Origin of the sequence: Bradyrhizobium sp. (assembly GCF_004799445.1) — a bacterium.
Classification (GTDB): domain Bacteria; phylum Pseudomonadota; class Alphaproteobacteria; order Rhizobiales; family Xanthobacteraceae; genus Bradyrhizobium.
This window is the reverse complement of sequence record NZ_SSNA01000025.1, coordinates 14,557-31,183: the sequence shown is the minus strand read 5'-3', so window position 1 is coordinate 31,183 and position 16,627 is coordinate 14,557. Positions and strand designations below refer to the sequence as shown.

General features: G+C 62.4%; 17 protein-coding genes and 1 pseudogene. 11 read left to right on the top strand and 7 right to left on the bottom strand.

All coding sequences use genetic code 11. From position 1 onward, the window contains the following. The first annotated feature begins 86 nt into the window (after nt 1-86). The 6 genes from E8A46_RS02300 (at nt 87) to E8A46_RS02275 (ending at nt 5,387) form a co-directional block, all read left to right on the top strand. Entirely contained in the window at nt 87-1,007 is a 921-nt protein-coding gene (locus tag E8A46_RS02300; RefSeq protein WP_291556863.1) for an amino acid ABC transporter substrate-binding protein, read from the top strand. A 150-nt stretch (nt 1,008-1,157) separates the two neighbouring features. Beyond that, a complete protein-coding gene (locus E8A46_RS02295) occupies nt 1,158-2,075 on the top strand; it encodes an amino acid ABC transporter substrate-binding protein (RefSeq protein WP_291556860.1) in 918 nt (305 codons plus the stop codon). A gap of 88 nt (nt 2,076-2,163) precedes the next feature. Then, a complete protein-coding gene (locus tag E8A46_RS02290; protein WP_291556857.1) occupies nt 2,164-2,895 on the top strand; it encodes an amino acid ABC transporter permease in 732 nt (243 codons plus the stop codon). Between the two features lie 9 nt (nt 2,896-2,904). Further along, nucleotides 2,905-3,597: an ABC transporter permease subunit gene (locus E8A46_RS02285; protein WP_291556854.1), complete on the top strand. Its 693-nt coding sequence runs from the start codon at nt 2,905-2,907 to the stop codon at nt 3,595-3,597. A gap of 11 nt (nt 3,598-3,608) precedes the next feature. Further along, nucleotides 3,609-4,340, top strand: a complete 732-nt coding sequence (locus tag E8A46_RS02280) for an amino acid ABC transporter ATP-binding protein (protein ID WP_291556851.1) — start codon at nt 3,609-3,611, stop codon at nt 4,338-4,340. Nucleotides 4,341-4,529: 189 nt separating this feature from the next. Further along, nucleotides 4,530-5,387, top strand: coding sequence for a D-amino-acid transaminase (locus tag E8A46_RS02275; protein ID WP_291556849.1), 858 nt, complete (start codon nt 4,530-4,532; stop codon nt 5,385-5,387). Nucleotides 5,388-5,395: 8 nt separating this feature from the next. Here E8A46_RS02275 and E8A46_RS02270 read toward each other — a convergent pair whose 3' ends face one another. Beyond that, the gene (locus tag E8A46_RS02270; RefSeq protein WP_291556846.1) at nt 5,396-5,806 is read right to left on the bottom strand and encodes a cupin domain-containing protein; all 411 of its coding nucleotides are present in this window, start codon (nt 5,804-5,806) and stop codon (nt 5,396-5,398) included. Nucleotides 5,807-5,888: 82 nt separating this feature from the next. Then, entirely contained in the window at nt 5,889-6,959 is a 1,071-nt protein-coding gene (locus E8A46_RS02265) for a peptidyl-alpha-hydroxyglycine alpha-amidating lyase family protein (RefSeq protein ID WP_291556843.1), read from the bottom strand. Between the two features lie 295 nt (nt 6,960-7,254). Here E8A46_RS02265 and E8A46_RS02260 point away from each other — a divergent pair, with 295 nt between their 5' ends. From E8A46_RS02260 to mctP, 5 genes and pseudogenes are all read left to right on the top strand, one after another. Further along, nucleotides 7,255-8,133, top strand: a complete 879-nt coding sequence (locus E8A46_RS02260; protein WP_291556840.1) for a tripartite tricarboxylate transporter substrate binding protein — start codon at nt 7,255-7,257, stop codon at nt 8,131-8,133. Between the two features lie 181 nt (nt 8,134-8,314). Beyond that, nucleotides 8,315-8,929, top strand: coding sequence for a hypothetical protein (locus E8A46_RS02255; RefSeq protein ID WP_291556837.1), 615 nt, complete (start codon nt 8,315-8,317; stop codon nt 8,927-8,929). A 58-nt stretch (nt 8,930-8,987) separates the two neighbouring features. Then, complete coding sequence (locus E8A46_RS02250) at nt 8,988-9,539, top strand: heme-binding protein (RefSeq protein WP_291556834.1); 552 nt, start codon at nt 8,988-8,990, stop codon at nt 9,537-9,539. A 218-nt stretch (nt 9,540-9,757) separates the two neighbouring features. Beyond that, nucleotides 9,758-9,937, top strand: a complete 180-nt coding sequence (locus E8A46_RS02245) for a DUF3311 domain-containing protein (RefSeq protein WP_291556831.1) — start codon at nt 9,758-9,760, stop codon at nt 9,935-9,937. Between the two features lie 35 nt (nt 9,938-9,972). Further along, nucleotides 9,973-11,462: pseudogene (mctP, locus tag E8A46_RS02240) on the top strand (monocarboxylate uptake permease MctP). A 9-nt stretch (nt 11,463-11,471) separates the two neighbouring features. On the opposite strand, the gene E8A46_RS02235 reads toward mctP, so the two are convergent. From E8A46_RS02235 to E8A46_RS02215, 5 genes are all read right to left on the bottom strand, one after another. Further along, the gene (locus E8A46_RS02235) at nt 11,472-12,272 is read right to left on the bottom strand and encodes a fumarylacetoacetate hydrolase family protein (protein WP_291556828.1); all 801 of its coding nucleotides are present in this window, start codon (nt 12,270-12,272) and stop codon (nt 11,472-11,474) included. Between the two features lie 61 nt (nt 12,273-12,333). Beyond that, nucleotides 12,334-12,627 carry a hypothetical protein gene (locus E8A46_RS02230; protein ID WP_291556826.1) on the bottom strand — a complete coding sequence of 98 codons (294 nt, stop codon included), beginning with the start codon at nt 12,625-12,627 and terminating at the stop codon, nt 12,334-12,336. Between the two features lie 101 nt (nt 12,628-12,728). Continuing rightward, on the bottom strand, nt 12,729-13,196 hold the full coding sequence (locus E8A46_RS02225) for a cupin domain-containing protein (RefSeq protein ID WP_291556823.1): 468 nt from the start codon (nt 13,194-13,196) through the stop codon (nt 12,729-12,731). Nucleotides 13,197-13,407: 211 nt separating this feature from the next. After that, nucleotides 13,408-14,232 carry a WecB/TagA/CpsF family glycosyltransferase gene (locus E8A46_RS02220; RefSeq protein WP_291556821.1) on the bottom strand — a complete coding sequence of 275 codons (825 nt, stop codon included), beginning with the start codon at nt 14,230-14,232 and terminating at the stop codon, nt 13,408-13,410. After that, the gene (locus E8A46_RS02215; RefSeq protein ID WP_291556818.1) at nt 14,225-16,495 is read right to left on the bottom strand and encodes an exopolysaccharide transport family protein; all 2,271 of its coding nucleotides are present in this window, start codon (nt 16,493-16,495) and stop codon (nt 14,225-14,227) included. Before E8A46_RS02215 ends, E8A46_RS02220 begins: the two co-directional genes overlap by 8 nt. Nucleotides 16,496-16,627: the final 132 nt, after the last annotated feature.

Here is a 16,627-nt window from a genome sequence, read left to right as displayed (position 1 = left end):
TCAGGATCGGGTCGGGCGGGCCGCATTGTCCTTCCGGATTGAGCGATGCAAGCGTGGCCGCAGTCATCCAGGCGAGGAGAGGGCGAATGATGCGACGGCGCATGATCGGCCTTGCGGTCGCCGCGGCAGCTATTTGTGCCGCACAGGCCAAGGCCGAAGAGCTGACCGGGACGCTGAAGAAAATCAAGGAAACCGGCACGATCACGATCGGCTATCGCGATTCGTCGATTCCATTTTCCTACCTGGACGATAACCAGAAGCCGATCGGTTTTGCGATGGACATCTGTTACAAAATCGTCGACGCCGTGCAGAAGGAGCTCAAGCTTGACAGGCTCGCGGTCGCACTCAATCCGGTGACGTCGTCGACCCGCATCCCGTTGCTCGCCAATGGCACCATCGACCTCGAATGCGGATCGACCACCAACAACCCTGACCGTCTGAAGCAGGTTGCCTTCGCCAACACCCACTTTCTGACCGCGACCCGCTTCGTCTCGAAGAAATCCAATAAGCTCAACACGGTCGAGGACCTCAGGGGCAAATCGGTAACCGCGACCTCCGGCACCACCAACATCAAGCAGCTCACCGAAACGAATGCCGTCCGCAATCTTGGTATCAACATCCTCCCGGCCAAGGACCACGCCGAGGCGTTCCTGATGGTCGAGACCGACCGGGCGGTGGCATTTGTGATGGACGATATCCTGCTGGCTGCCTTCGTCACCGGATCGAAGGATCCGGATGCCTACATCATTTCCACCGACGCGTTCTCCAGGCCGGAGCCCTGCGGCATTATGCTTCGCAAGGACGATCCGGCGTTCAAGAAGGTGGTCGACGGCGCCACCGCGGCGCTCTACCAGAGCCCGGAAGGCCAAAGGCTGTACGACAAGTGGTTCATGCAGAAAATCCCGCCCAAGGGATTGAATCTTAACGTGCCAATCGGTGCGGAACTGAAGAAGGCGTTTGCCAGGCCTTCCGATTCACCCGATCCCGATTCCTATAAGGCGATGTAGGGCTTATCGGTTCAGGTGACGGCCCGGTCCTTGCATGAGTGGTCCCTGCTTGAGGATCGGGTCGCAGGATCGGGTTGGCCGAAGGCCACATTTTCTTCCGGACCGAACTATGCCAGCATTGCCGCGGTCATCGAAGCGAGGAGAGTACGAATGAAACGCCTGCGTATCATGGGCCTTGTGCTCGCCGCTGCCTTTTGTGCCGCGCAGGCCGGCGCCGAGGAACTGGCCGGGACGCTCAAGAAGGTCAAGGAGACCGGCGTCATCACGATCGGCTACCGCGACTCCTCGATTCCGTTTTCCTACCTCGACGACAACCAGAAGCCGATCGGCTTTGCAATTGATATCTGCCTCAAGATCGTGGACGCCGTGAAGAAGGAGCTCAAGCTCGACAAGCTCGCGGTCGAATTCAATCCGGTGACCTCATCGACCCGCATTCCGTTGCTGGCCAACGGGACCATCGACATGGAATGCGGATCGACCACCAACAACCCCGACCGCCTGAAGCAGGTGGCCTTCACCAACACCCACTTTCTGACCGCGACCCGCTTCGTCTCGAAGAAATCCAGCAAGCTCAACTCGATCGAGGATCTCAGGGGCAAGTCGGTGGCCTCCACCTCCGGCACCACCAATATCAGGCAGCTCACCGAAGCCAATGCCGCCCGCAACCTCGGCATCAACATCATCCCGGCCAAGGAGCATGCCGAATCGTTCCTGATGGTCGAGACCGATCGCGCGGTCGCGGCCGTGCTGGACGATATCCTGCTCGCAAGCTTCGCCGCCGGGTCAAAGGATCCGGATGCCTACGTCATTTCCGCGGATGCGTTTTCCAAGCCGGAGCCCTACGGCATCATGCTGCGCAAGGACGATCCGGCTTTCAAGAAGGTAGCCGACGATGCCACCGCCGCGCTCTACCAGAGCCCGGAAGGCCAAAAGCTGTACGACAAATGGTTCATGCAGAAAATCCCGCCCAAGGGATTGAACCTCAATGTGCCAATCGGTGCCGAGCTGAAGAAGGCGTTTGCCAAGCCGTCTGATTCACCCGATCCTGATTCCTACAAGACAATGTGAGGCCTGTGAGCCTTATGATGATCCGAATATTGCCTAAAGGAGCTGCGGAAGCGCCGGGTCCATCTGGTGCGGTGTGGGGACTGCCGTTGTGAACTATCATTGGAACTGGCACGTCTTCTGGGAGCCGGCCCCGAATGGGACCGGCACCTATCTCGATATGCTGTTGTCCGGGCTGGTGCTGACGATCGAGACCGCGATCTGCGCCTGGATCATTGCGCTGATATTCGGAGCGGTCATTGGTGTGCTGCGCACGCTGCCGTCGAAGGCCGGGTCCTGGGTCGGCTTTGCCTATGTCGAATTCTTCCGCAACATGCCGCTCTTGGTGCAGCTGTTTCTGTGGTTCTTCGTCTTGCCGGAAATCCTGCCGCATTCGTGGGGGCTTTGGATGAAGCAGATGTCCAATGCGCCATTCTACACGGCGGCGATCGGGATCGGCTTGTTCATGTCCGCACGGGTGGCTGAACAGACACGCGCAGGCATCACCTCGCTGCCGCGCGGTCAGAAACTCGCCGCGACCGCGCTTGGATTGACGACGGCGCAAACCTATCGCTACGTGCTGTTGCCGATGACATTCCGCATCATGCTGCCGCCGCTGACCTCCGAATTCCTCTCCACCATCAAGAATACCTCGGTGGCCATCACCATCGGCCTGATCGAACTGACGGCGGAGGCGCGTGCGATGCAGGAATTCTCCTTTCAGGTATTCGAAGCCTTCACCGCCGCGACGATCCTCTACCTCCTGGTCAACATCGTCGTGGTCATCGCCATGCGCTTCGTCGAGCGCGGATTGGCGATCCCCGGCTACATCACCGGGAAATGAGCCGCCGCCATGTTCGCCAATTTCGATTTCGATGTCATCCGCCGCTCGCTCAGCTATCTGTTTCTCGATGGCATGACATTCACGCTGACGCTGACGGGCCTTGCCACTTTCGGGGGCATCGTGTTCGGAACGCTGATTGCGTTGATGCGGTTGTCCGGCTATTGGCTGCTCGGACGCATCGCCGGCCTCTATGTCGACCTGATGCGGTCGCTGCCGCTGGTGCTGGTGATCTTCTGGTTCTATTTCCTGGTGCCCTACATCGGGCAGTGGTTGACCGGGTCGTCGCGGCCAGTGCGCGTCGGCGCGTTCGCCTCCTCGCTCGTCACCTTCACCCTGTTCGAGGCGGCCTATTTTGCCGAAATCATGCGTGCGGGCATCCAGTCGATCTCGAAGGGGCAACCCGCCGCGGCCCAGGCGCTCGGCCTGACCTACAGCCAGACCATGCGGTACGTCGTGCTGCCGCAGGCATTCCGTAACATGCTCCCGGTGCTGCTGACGCAAACCATCGTGCTGTTTCAGGACACCTCGCTGGTCTACGTGCTGTCGATCCCCGATTTCCTCGGCGCCGCCAGCAAGGTCGCGCAACGCGACGGGCGGCTGGTCGAGATGTATCTGTTCGCGGCCGTCGTCTATTTCGCGATCTCCTGTGTCGCTTCATTCGGCGTCAGGCGCCTTCAGGCGCGCATTGCCTTCGTCCACTAGCAGGATATTCGATGATCGAGATCAACCACGTCGACAAATGGTACGGGCCGCACTTCCAGGCCTTAAAGGATTGCACCACCAGCGTCGCCAAGGGCGAGGTGGTGGTGGTATGCGGTCCGTCGGGTTCGGGCAAATCGACGTTGATAAAATGCGTCAACGCGCTGGAGCCGTTCCAGAGCGGCGAAATCATCCTTGACGGCATCAGGGTGAACGATCCCAAGACAAACTTGCCGAAACTGCGTGCCCGGGTCGGCATGGTGTTTCAGCATTTCGAACTCTTCCCGCATTTGAAAATCCTCGAGAATCTCTGCCTGGCGCAGCAAAAGGTGCTGGGACGCTCGCATGACGAGGCGGTCGCAAAGGGCTCAAAACTGCTCGACCGCGTCGGCCTCAAGGATCACGCGACAAAATACCCGGCCGAATTGTCCGGCGGACAGCAGCAGCGCGTCGCGATCGCTCGCGCGCTGGCGATGGACCCGATCGCCATGCTGTTCGACGAGCCTACCTCGGCGCTCGATCCCGAGATGATCAGCGAGGTGCTTGACGTGATGGTCGACCTTGCGCGCGAAGGCATGACCATGATGGTCGTCACCCACGAGATGGGGTTTGCCAGCAAGGTCGCGCATCGGGTCATCTTCATGGACCAGGGCGAAATCGTCGAAGACGCGCCCAAGGATGATTTCTTCGGCAAGCCCCGCAGCGACCGCGCGCAGAAATTTTTGTCGAAGATTTTGTCGCATTAGGCTCTGCTGTCATTCCGGGATGGTCCGAAGGACCAGACCTCAGATGTGCAATTGCACATCGGGGAATCTCGGGGTTCCGGGTTCGCGCTGCGCGCGCCCCCGGAATGACCGGCGCGAGGGTTTATCGGCAGACACAATTTGCGTATATGATGCGGTGAACCCGTTTCGCTGCCCGACAGGAGACTTCGTTTGGACCCGATCGCTTACGTCAATGGCTCTTTCGTGCCGCTCGCTGAGGCCAAGGTCTCGATTCTGGACCGCGGCTTTCTGTTCGCCGACGGTATCTATGAGGTGTCCGCCGTGCTGGATGGCAAGCTGGTCGACAATGCCTCGCATCTGGCCCGGCTGGAGCGCTCGGTCGGGGAAATATCGCTGGCTCTGCCGGAAACGCTGTCACGCATCGTGGAAATCCAGCGCGAGCTGATCGCGCGCAACCAACTCGTGAGCGGCCTGGTCTATATCGAGGTTACCCGCGGCGCCGATGTCGGACGAGACTTTGCGTTCCCAAAGGGCGTCAAGCCGACGCTGGTCATGTTCACTTCGGTCAAGGACATCATCAACGCGCCGTCGGCGAGCACCGGCATCGGCGTGATCACGGTGCCTGATATCCGCTGGGCGCGGCGCGACATCAAGAGCGTGGCGCTGCTGGCGCAGGTTCTGGCCAAACAGGCCGCCGCGGAAGCCGGCGCCGGCGAGGCCTGGATGATCGAGGACGGCAAGGTGACAGAAGGCGGGTCGTCGTCGGCTTTCATTCTGACTCAGGACGACGTGCTGATAACGCGGCAGAACTCATCGGCGATTTTGCCGGGTTGCACGCGCAAGGCGGTGGTCGCGCTCGCCGAGGAGCGTCAGCTGCGGGTCGAGGAGCGGCCGTTTACGGTTGAAGAGGCGCTGGCAGCGAAGGAAGCCTTCATCACCAGCGCTTCCTCATTCGTGCAGGCGGTAGTGGCCATCGACGGCAAGAGCGTCGCCAATGGCAGGCCGGGCCCGATGGCCGCGCGCCTGCGCGAGATCTATATCGAATTCGCCCGCGCCACCGCGCAGTAGTTCGGGCCTTATTTGCCGAAGGTCGTCAGCTTTGCGCCATCATCGGCGACAAACACGGCAAGCAGGCTCGCGGGTTCCGTCGCGCTGGCGTTCTCGCTGACGAGGTGTTCGCTGCCGGGTGGCTCGAAGAAGCTTTCGCCTGCTTTGTAAACCCTGGCCGGGCCAGTGGCGGAATTCTCCGACCGTATTGCACCGGACAGCACATAGGCGAATACGCTTCCGGCGTGGTGATGACTGGGCGACTTCCCACCGGGTGCATAGTTGACGACGACGGCGGTCAGGCTCTTGCCGGGCACGTTGGGGAGTTTCTCGCTCAGAATGGCATTCACCTGATCGCCCTCGGCGCGCGCCGAGGGACAAAACCAGGCCGTGCCGGAAACGGCGAGGGCGACGATTGCCGCCAATGCTTTTCTGGTCATGATCTTCTCCTGTTCGCCGGGCCCCGGCCGCCTCGATTTTCTGTTGAGGGGAGCGGACTGATCTGATCAGGCGCGCTTTGCATCAAGGCTTCAGGATCAGCTTCTGCACCCGCCAGTTCAGCAATTCCGCCGCGTAGATCACGTTCTCCGACGGACACGCCATCGCGTGGATCCAGCCGAACTGTTTCAATTGCTTGCCGGATTGTCCGAGCACGCCGAGCACTTTGCCCTCAAGGCTGAGCTTGTAGATGCGGCCGGGCCATGAGTCCGAACTGTAGAGCACCTGATGGGGCGGCGGCGTGATGCAGATCGACCATGGCGAGCCCGGCGCGAAGGTACCCCGGGCGATCATCGCCTCGTCGGGAATCTTGCCGATCGCCGGCTTTGCGTCCGGCGGTATCGGGACGTCGATGGTGAACTGGCGCAGGAATTTCCCGTCCTTGTCGAACACCTGAATGCGCCGGTTGCCACGATCGGCGACGTAGACATTGTCGTTGGCGTCGGTCGCGATCGAGTGCGGGGTATTGAACTGACCGGGCTCCTTGCCGCGGTCGCCCCATGACTTCACCCAGTTGCCGTCCTTGTCGACCTTGGCGACGCGCGAGTTGATATAGCCATCGCTGATGAAGGTGTCGCCGGCCTTGTCCCATGCCACGTCGGTGACCTGGCGGAACCGGCCGTCCTCGGCGGGCAGCGGCGGGTTGGGATGTTTCAGCGGCGCGGTATCTTCGTCGGACGCCTCCTGCTTGCGGCCGAACACCATGACGACGCGACCCTCGGGATCGAACTTGATCACCATGTCGGAGCCCTTGTCGGTGACCCAGATGTTGTCGGCGGGATCGATCTTGACGGTATGGCCGAACGACCAGGCATAGAGGTTCTTGCCGATCTCGCGGATGAACTGGCCCTTGGCATCGAATTCCAGCAGCTGGGTCGCCGCCGCGGCGTAAGCCGGGCCTGAGGTGTTGCCGCGCGACAGCACGAAAACGTGTCCCTTGGAATTGACCGAGACGCCGGATACCTCGCCGAAATACACGTTGGCGGGCAGCCGCAGCGGGTTGGGCACCGAGTCAAAGGCGATGGAGGGCACCGCCTGCTGCGCGAGGGCCGGTGGCCCGATCAACAACAGCAGTCCGATCAGCCAGTGCCGCATGGTATCCTCCCGAAAGCGTTCGTATTGTTGGTGTGTTTCGAAGTGATGCTAGTCCATGGCAGGTGCCGCCGTCCATGTTGGCGCGCGCCTTCCACGTCATGTCCGCCATCGCCCAGCGCATGGCCGTATCCGGAAACAAAATCTGCTACTGTATTTCGACAACGCCGGTCGCAAGCGGATGCCTATGCTGTTTGAACGAAAAATAAGAATATCGCCATCGCTGTTTGCAGTAGCGGCATGGCTGCTTGTCGGGTTTTCGGCCGGCGATGCCATAGCCTTGTACCCGGAAAGGGCGGTGCGGATCGTCGTCCCCTTTGCGCCGGGTGGCGGGACGGACGTGGTCGCGCGCACACTTGCGCAGGAGATGGCCAGGGATCTGGGGGTCTCGGTCGTCATCGAGAACAAACCCGGGGCGGGGACCATCATCGGCACCCAGGCCGTCGCCGCCAGCACGCCGGACGGCTATACGCTGCTGATGGGGACTTTCTCGCACGCGGTCAATTCCAGCCTCAGCGCCAACTTGCCCTATGATCCGCACAGGGATTTCGCCGCCGTCGCCCTGATCGCTCGCTCCTTCAATATTGTGGTGGTCAATCCGAAATCCCCGTTTCAATCGGTTGCGGACCTGATCGCGGCCGCGAAAGCCAATCCCGACAAACTGACTTATGGGACGTTCGGCGTTGGCACCTCGGCCCATCTCGCGGGTGAGCTGTTCAAGGACATGGCCAGGGTCAATCTGATTGCGGTGCCCTACAAGGGCGCCGCGCCCGCCATCACCGACCTGATCGGCGGCCAGATCCAGGTGATGTTCACCACGGTTGCGAGCGCGGCTTCGCTGGTCGAAAGCGGACAGCTGCGGGCGATTGCGGTGACGTCGGCGGAGCGTTCGCCGGCATTTCCGCAATTGCCGACGGTGGCGGAAGCCGGCGTGCCCGGCTATGCCGCCGAGAGCTGGTATGGCCTGTTCGCGCCGGCCGGGACACCGGCCGGGGTGATCGACCGGCTCAACAAATCGGCGGCCCTCGCGGTCCGATCCGAGGCCTTCAAGAGGCTCGGCGCGAACGAGGGTCTGGTCATGATCACGCGTCCGCCGGAGGAGCTTGACCGATATGTCCGCGGCGAGGAGGAGCGCTGGCGCCGCGTGATCCAGGACGCCGGGATCAAGGTCGAGTAAGATGACATTCCTGTTGCAGTGCGGTGGCGAAGTATGCCGCCATCTTGAGCGGGAATATTCGCGGACCGGTGGGGTTGCAGAGACGACGCCATTCAGGCACTTGGCGAGACGGCTTTCGGCCCAGCAATTAATCCGGTAATTAGTCACGCCAGCCGGCAATCCAGACCCATGGAGGATTACAATGTCCCATACGCTCCAGCGCATGCTCGCGGCTGCGGGTTTCGCCCTGATCTGTACCGCGGTGCCCGCGTCGGCGCAGGAAACCGTCCGCATCCGTGGCACCATCGAAAAGGTCGAGGGCCCTGTTTACGTGGTCAAAAATCGCGACGGCGCCGAGCTGAAGCTGACGATTAGCGATCCCGGCCTGTATGTGGCGATCGTGAAGTCGACGATGGCCGACATCAAGCCTGGCATGTTCGTCGGCGCGACCGGAATGACGCAGCCCGACGGCAGCCAGAAGGCCATTGAGGTCCATATCTTCCCGGAATCGATGCGCGGCACGGGCGAAGGCCATTACGATTGGGATCTCAAGCCCAACACCAAAATGACCAACGCCAATGTCGAGCAGACGGTCGCAGGCGTCGATGGGCCGGTCCTGACGGTCAAATACAAGGATGGCGAGAAGAAGGTTCTGGTCACTCCGGAGACCGCGGTCGTTACCTACGTCATGGGCGACAAGAACGACCTCAAGCCCGGCACCAAGATTTTCGTCGGTGCGGGGAAGAAACAGGCCGACGGCACGGTGCAAACCCCGCGCGTCACCTATGGCAAGGACGGGTTGACGCCGCCGATGTGACGCGGCGTCGACTTTCAACGGCACTACCATGAAAACAAACTTCAACTGGGAGACTACTATGCGTTCAGTAATTTCGATGACACTGGCGGCGTGCGCCGTTGCGGCGATGGGTTCGCTGGCCCTGGCACAAACCCCGGCACCGGCGCCGGCCACGCCACCCGCGCCCCCGGCCGCGGGCGGGACGCCCGACAAGATGCCGTTCGATATTCCCTACGGCATGTCGATCGGGCTAGAGCAGGCCAAGCAGGTGATGGCCGCGGCCGAAGCCGAAGCCAAGAAGCGGAATTGGAAGATGAATATCGCCGTCGTCGATACCAACGGTGAACTCGTGCAGTTCGAGCGGATGGAGGGCGCCCAGATTGCCTCCGGCTCGATCTCCATCGGCAAGGCGCGCACCGCGGCGCGCTTCCGCCGTGAAACTCGTTTGTTCTACAATGCCTATGAAACCGGCCACAGCTATCCGGGCACGCTCGATCCGACGCTGACGGCAAGCCCCGGCGGATTTCCGCTGGTCGAAAACGGCAAGCTGATCGGTGCGGTTGGTTGCAGCGGTGGCACCGGCGATCAGGACGCGGCCATCTGCAAGGTCGGCGCCGACATCGTGAAATAAGCGCGTTCGCAACCCCGGCGCCGCCAGGTGTCGGGGCTCATTGCAACGGAAGCTCGACGGCGCCGCAGCGGGAAACCGCCTGCGGCGTCTTTGCGATCACGTGAACGCGTTTCGATTACCGCGGTGCGGCAGCGCAAATTTGCTGGACGGCACAGCGGTCTAATCGTAATAGCCGGCCCAATAATCATTCCCGAGCCGCCAGGCTGTGGAGTCCCGCCATGTGGGTCCTGTTGCTAGTGCCGTTTGTCGGCCTGTTGTGGGTGCCGTTCTATAATTTCCAGGAACCGGCGCTGTTCGGGTTTCCGTTCTTCTATTGGTACCAGCTGGCATGGGTGCCGATCAGCTCGCTGCTGAACTGGCTGGTGTACCGCTCGCGCACGCCCGACGAAACCCGCTAAATTCCGGCACGGCCGGTTCGCAACGAGGCACGATCATGTCCGACCAGATCGACTGGGTAGCGCTCGCGGTCTTCGTCTTCTTCTTCGCCCTTGTCACGGTGATGGGATTCTTCGCCGCGCGCTGGAAAGCCGGCCCGGTCGGCGCCCATCTCGACGAATGGGGGCTTGGCGGGCGGCAATTCGGGACCTGGATCACCTGGTTCCTGGTCGGCGGCGATTTCTATACCGCCTACACCGTGATCGCGGTGCCGGCGCTGGTCTACGCGGTCGGCGCCTATGGCTTCTTCGCGCTGCCCTATACCGTGATCGTCTATCCCTTCGTATTCGCTGTCATGCCACTGCTGTGGAAGGTGGCGCACGCCAATGGCCACGTCACCGCGGCCGATGTGGTCCACGGCACCTACAATTCACGCGGCCTCGAGCTTGCGGTGGCGATCACCGGCATGATCGCGACCATGCCCTATATCGCCCTGCAACTGATCGGGATGGGCGTGGTGATCAAGGCGATCGGCTTGACCGGCGAGTTGCCGCTCGTCGCCGCCTTCGTCATTCTTGCCGTGTATACCTATAGCTCCGGCCTGCGCGCGCCGGCCTTGATCGCCTTCGTCAAGGACATCATGATCTATATCGTGGTGCTGGTGGCGGTGGTGGTGGTGCCGGAGAAGCTCGGCGGATATGGCGCGGTGTTCGCCGCCGCCAACGATGCCTTCGCGGCAAAAGGCGCCGCGACCGGTCTGATCCTGAAGCCGTCGCAGATGCTGCCCTATGCGACGCTGGCGCTGGGTTCGGCGCTCGCCGCGTTCATGTATCCGCATACCTGACTGGAATCTTCGCCTCCAGGTCGGCGGATACGATTCGCAAGAATGCGATCCTGCTGCCGGCCTATACGCTGCTGCTCGGGCTGATCGCGCTGCTCGGCTACATGGCCTATGCGGCCAACATCAAGGCAACGTCGAACAACGACGTGGTGCCGATGCTGTTCAAGGTGCTGTTCCCGTCCTGGTTCGCCGGTTTTGCGTTTTCGGCGATCGCGATCGGGGCGCTGGTACCGGCCGCGGTGATGAGCATCGGGGCGGCCAACCTGTTCACCCGCAACGTCTGGAAATCCTACATCGACCCTGGCATCAGCCATGCCGGCGAGGCGTCGGTCGCCAAGATCGCCTCCCTCGTGGTCAAGCTAGGCGCGCTGATCTTCACGATCTTCCTGCCGACGCAATATGCGCTCGATCTGCAGTTGCTCGGCGGCTTGTGGATCCTGCAAACCTTCCCGGCGCTGGTATTCGGATTGTTCACGCGCTGGTTCCGCGCCGAGGGCCTCTTGCTCGGCTGGGCCGCGGGAATTCTGTGGGGATCGTGGACGGCGTGGAGCAACGGGCTGAAGCCGCTCGCGACCATCGATCTCGGCGGCACCAGTTATGTGTTTTATGTCGGGCTCGGGGCGCTGATCCTCAACGTTGCCATCGCCGTGATCGCAACGGCGATCGTCGGTCGGGTCTCGCCGCGCAGCGCCACGGCTCCACGGTAGAGTGGCGGCTCATAACCTCGTTCCCGGCGCCGTCTCCGCAACAAATCTGTTGCGCAAGGTGCCGATCCCGGTGATCTCGATCTCGACCACATCACCCGCTTTGATGTCCGGCGAGGCGCCGTCGGTTCCCATCCAGATCACGTCGCCCGGCCACAACGTGAAATATTTCGTCATTTCGACGATGAAGGCCTTGATGCCGAAGATCATGTCATTGGTGCGGAAGCGATTGCTCTCCTTGCCGTTGACCCGCACGATGGTTTCCATCGCGTCGAGATCGACCGCGGTTTCGATCCACGGGCCCATCGGCTTGAAGGTGTCGGTGTTCTTGGCCCGCCACAGCCCGCGGTCGGCCTTCTGCCAGGTGCGCTCGCTGACATCGTTGCCGATGGTGTAGCCAAATACGCAGGACATCGCGTCATGTTCGCTGAGGTGCTTTGCCTTCTTGCCGATGACGACGACCAGTTCACCCTCGTAGTGGATCTTTTCGGTGGCCGTGGCGGGAATGACGACGTCCTCGTCATGCGCGATCAGCGCGTTCTGCGCGCGGTAGCCGATCTCGGGCCGGTCGGGAACGTTGGGCACCTCGCCGCGCTTGTCAGCGGCCTCGTTGAGATGCCTGAGATAATTCAGTCCGACGCAATAGAACGTGCGCGGCACCAGCGGCAGCTCGATCTTCACACCGCCCAACGAGTGCGTACGCGGTGTGCGTTGCCATTCACCGAGGGGATCGCCGCTGACCTCGATCACGCGATCGCCTTCGACGAGGCCCCAGGATGTCCGATCGTTTGCGGTAAACCTAAGCCAGCGCACGCATCACCCTCCTATCCCGCCCGCGGCAGAGTTTCCCATGCGGCCGGCACTATCATATCCACTAAGCGGATTTCGGCTGCTCCAGATGCCCCGGAAAATCGCCGGGCCACGGCAGCGACGTCTGGTCGGCAAGGAATGTAAGAAAAACCTGAGCCCCATCGGCGAACGTCGCCCCATCGGGCAATTCCAGGCTGGCGCACCACGCCTGCGGCATCGGCTGCCGCATGTCGCGTAGCTCAAAAGCCGTGCCCCACCACCACGCCGGGGCCGGCGATCTCGCCTGCTCGGGGACCGCGCGCCAGCGGACGAATTCGCGCACGGCGCGCTCGAATGGCACATCCGCTGCCTGATGCATTGAATCCTCCAGACGACTAAGCCTTCAAACGGCTGATGATCAGGCTTTCGATGGGTCTCGCCGCTTTCTTGATTTGCGGGAATGGATCTGTGGCGTCCGGGCTATTTCTCTTCGGCTGCGGTCGCGGTCGCCGGGCCCTCTCCCATGATCAGCAGAACGGCATCCTCGTCCTTGGCGCCGTCCCAATGGACCTGTTTGCCGAAATGCGTGACAAAACTTCCGGCAGGCATCGGGGTGGTGTTGGCGGGATCGAATTTCGGCCCGGAGCCTACCCACCAGGTACCCTGCAACACGACGATGTAACGGTCGTTGGGATGAAAGTGGGGCCGGCTGAAATGATTGCCCTTGGTCCATTTGGTGTAGACCATATAGAAGCCGGGCTTCGCAGGATCGCCAACAACGACGGCATTTTGTCCCCCGCGGGCATCAACCGGACTCCACGGAATCTGATCCGGCAGTTTGTAGATGACCGCGGCGGGATTGAGTTCGGCGGCCGAGCTTATGCTCAACATGCCGGCCAGCGATATCGGCATCAAGAGATATCGCCAAAACCGTTTGGTGGCCTTCATGGTCTCCTCCATCGGATTCCGCGGGCTGAATGCCGCCGCGTGTTTCATCTTTGCTGTCGATTTCATGCTAGCCGGTTCGGCTCCGGCGGTGCAAGGGGCGAACCCGCATACGCGGCAGGCGAGATTTCACATCAGGAAATGTGGCGCCGGGAATGCGCGCGCCCCGCGCCGAGCGGGTTTTCGCCGGTGCAGGAACCTGAAGCCGGCGCAATTAGTTGCGCGGCGTCCGTTCGGTCCTTGAGGACTGGCTCTTGTTGAACAGCAGATAGAGCGCGCGGGGGTTGGTGGTCAGATAGCGCCAGAACAGCCGGCGCGGCTCGAGCCAGATTCGCCAGGCCCATTCGAGGCCCACCTTCTGCATCCATAGCGGTGCGCGGGGCCGGCTGCCGGACAGGAAGTTGAACAATCCGCCGGCGGTTTTGATGACGCCGACATTGGACAGGCGCGGGTTGAACTCAGCGACAAACGCCTGCTCGTAGGGAACGCCGAGCGCGACCCACAGATAATCCGGCGCCAGCCGGTTGATTTCGTCGACCTTGGCCCGCAGCGCGTCGCCTCGGAGATAGCCGTGGCAATGCCCGACGATCCGCAGACCGGGATACATTCTCCGGACATTGGCGACGGCGGCGGCATTTTCGTCTTCGTCGGCGCCGAACATGTAGAAGGTGAGCCCCGCCGCCTCCGCCTTGCGCGCCACGACGCTGAACAGGTCGGTGGTAGCGACCCGTTCCGGCAGCGGCGTCCGCGAATTCAGCCGCGACACCGTGACCAGCGGCTGGCCGTCAGCGTTGATGAGATCGGCGGCGCGAAACAGCCGGTCGGTCATTGGCTCGGTCGAACAACGCGCCAGCACTTCGCCATTGGCGGAAGTCAGATAAAGCGGACGACCGAGCCGGCGTTTGGGGAACACCATGTCGATCATGAAATTGGCGGTCTGTTCGAGGTCGAGCACGGCGAGCCGCAGCCCGCCCAGCGAGATTCTGGGCACGCTGGCGGTAGCGGTCCTGCCTAGCGGATTTGCGCGGCGCTCAAGCATATTGTTTGTCCCGTTGCGAGACCTTGGCCGCTGGATGAAGTTCGTTGAGGATGACACCGATCAGCTTGCGCTCGGTGCCGCCGAGGGCGGCGATGATGTCTTCCATGCAATCGTTGATGTCGAGACTGGCCGGCAGGATCGCGGCCAGGCCGTCCGCGGCATCGAGCAGCTTGCGATCGTCCGCGCTCCAGGGCATCGCAGGCCCGTCGAAAATCACAAGATCGTAGCCACCCGCTGAGCGGGCCTGCGCAATCGCCTTGCGGATGGCGTTGCTGGTTCCGGCGGGCCCGATCGAGGGCAGGATCGAAATGCCGTTCGCGGTCTTGATGGCGCGCGAAGCCCTGGTGCCCATGCTGAGCCAGCCGAGGCGGCTGGCCTCGCGCTTGCCCGGCCCGGCTACCTTGTTCGAAAGCGTGCGCGTCGCGGGATCGGCGTCGATCAGCAGCACGTTGGCGCCGTCGCGGGCGGCCGCCAGCGCGACGTTCAGCGCGGCGATGGTACGATCCTGGCTGGCACCCGCGCCGATCACGCCCAGCACCGGGGCCACGTTCGCGGCGGAACGCTTGGCCAGCGTCTCCCGCATCTCGCGCAGGGCGTTGAGGAAGGTCGTCAATGGAAAGCCCGCCCGCACCGTCGGCCAGCCCATCCGCGTGACGTCGGGAATACCGCCGATGGCCAGGATTCCACCCAGCGTCCGCATCACGTCGGATTCCAGCAGCCGTGCGATCCGCGGCTTCTCGACCAGCGTGGCCGGGGCAGGCTGTCGCTCCGGCGGCTGCGACGGCGGGGCTTCGGCCTTCGGCTCCGGCAACGCCGGTATCTTCGGGCTGGTTTCGGCAGTGTCGAATGACAGCTGGTCGGCCGCGACAAACCAGGTCGCCGCGGCGAGCGCACCAAGCACGAAACCGACGATCGCGAGCAGGCTCATGGCGGGCGGGAATGCGCGTCGTTGCGGCACGGAGGCTTCGCCGATGATGCGCGCGCTCGAGGTGTTGAGGCTTTCCTGTTCCTCGGTCTCGCGCGAGCGCTTGAGGAACGATTGATAGACGTCGCGGCTGGCTTCGACGTCGCGCTCAAGCTCGCGGAGCCGCACCGAAGCCTGGCTGAGCTGGACGCTCTGGCGCTTTTGCGCCTCAAGCGACTTGTTCAGCGAGGCCTCGTAGTCGCGGGCGCGGGTCAGGTCATTTTTCGCCGACTGGGCAAAGCGCTCGACTTCCTCGTTGACGGTGCGGCGCAGGTCTTCGACCTGCTTTTCCATCTGACGCAGCGAGGGATGCAGCGGCCCCAATTCGCTGGCCAGTTCGGCATAGCGCTTGCGGGCTTCGGCGTATTGCGAACGCAAATTGGCGATGGTGGGAGACTGAAGGGCCTCCGGAATGGCGCCGGCATCGGTCGACGCGCGGCGGCTGGCCTCGATCTGGTCGTATTTCGCCTGCGCGTCGAGCGTCATCGCCCGTGCGGCGGCAAGCCGCTGGTTGCTCGCCGAAAGCTGCTGATCGCTGATCAGCGTATCCTGGGTGCCGACGAAATTGTTCTGTGCCTTGTAGACCGCAAGCGCGTTCTCCGCGGTGCGAAGCCGCTCCTGCAATTCCTTGAGCCGGCCCGACAGATCGGTCGTCGCCCGTCGCGCGGCGGTGGCTTGCGAATTTCTGGATTCCGCCAGATAGGCGTTGGAAATCGCATTGGCGAGCATCGCCGCCTTCGCCGGGTCATACGACCAGACATCGATATCGACGATGAAGGTACGATCGGTCTTCTTCACGCTGATGTGACGGTTCAAGGCTTCCAGCGCCGCCATCTGGCCGACCTTGGCCTCGCCGGCGGAACGCGCGTCGAGCCCGAACAGGCCGAGCAACGCCGCCGTGACGCCGCCGGAATTGCCGCCGAACTCCGGATCCTTGTCGAGATGGGCATCCTGGACCACCTGCAGCAGGACGTTGTTCGAAGTGATCAGGCGAGCCTGGCTTTCCACCACCATCGCCAGGCCGGAAACGTCCTGGGAGCGCGGCGTGAGTTCGCGGTCGACCAGTTGCAGCTCCCGGGGATCGACATAGAGCTGCGCGGTCGCCAGATATTTTGGCGTCAGGCTCTTGCCGATGCCGACGGCAGCACAGGCGCAGATCAGCCCGGCCATCGCGATCGCGGTCTTCCGCTGCCACAGCAACCGGGTTAGCTGCAGCACGCTGAAGCCGGCAGGCGCTGGCGCGGGCTTTTGCCCGGTCTCCGGGTTGGAGCGATTGATGGGTTGGTCATACGACAGCATGGGCCCCAGCTTCCATTCGAATGGCCGAACGCGTCGGCTGAGGGGCTACTCTTCGGGTCACGCTACGCGCGCAGGGCTTGGGCGCAGAACCAACGCAACAGGAAAAATTAACCATACTCACTGAGGGACTAT